Here is a 275-nt window from a genome sequence, read left to right as displayed (position 1 = left end):
ACTGAATGTAACGTTCATCTAGTAATCTAGCTCGCAAATCTGGTTCTTTTAGGGCTTTGAAGTATCCCTCTGTCAGCACTGGCACCACAACGTCCATCTTAGCAATAAGATCCGTAATTATTTGGCCAGGATTTTCTAAGATCTGATTGTCGTTTTCACACAGCATCAGAACTCCAATAGGTAAGCCCCGTTTGTTGGTAGTGGCTCGAAGCTGAGAAGCCACCTTAAGTGCTGTTGAGTAACCATCACTGGCAAAGGACAGCATTACATACTTG

The 275-nt window shown here is 43.6% G+C and carries 1 protein-coding gene; it reads right to left on the bottom strand.

Annotation, left to right across the window (positions count from 1 at the left end; genetic code table 11):
* A partial coding sequence (locus tag P2081_RS20865) for a hypothetical protein (protein WP_278924700.1) occupies positions 1–275 on the bottom strand: 275 nt, incomplete at both ends.

Source organism: Pseudophaeobacter profundi (assembly GCF_029697505.1).
Classification (GTDB): Bacteria; Pseudomonadota; Alphaproteobacteria; order Rhodobacterales; family Rhodobacteraceae; genus Pseudophaeobacter; species Pseudophaeobacter profundi.
Note: the sequence above shows the minus strand (reverse complement) of the source record. Positions and strands in the feature narration are given on the sequence as shown.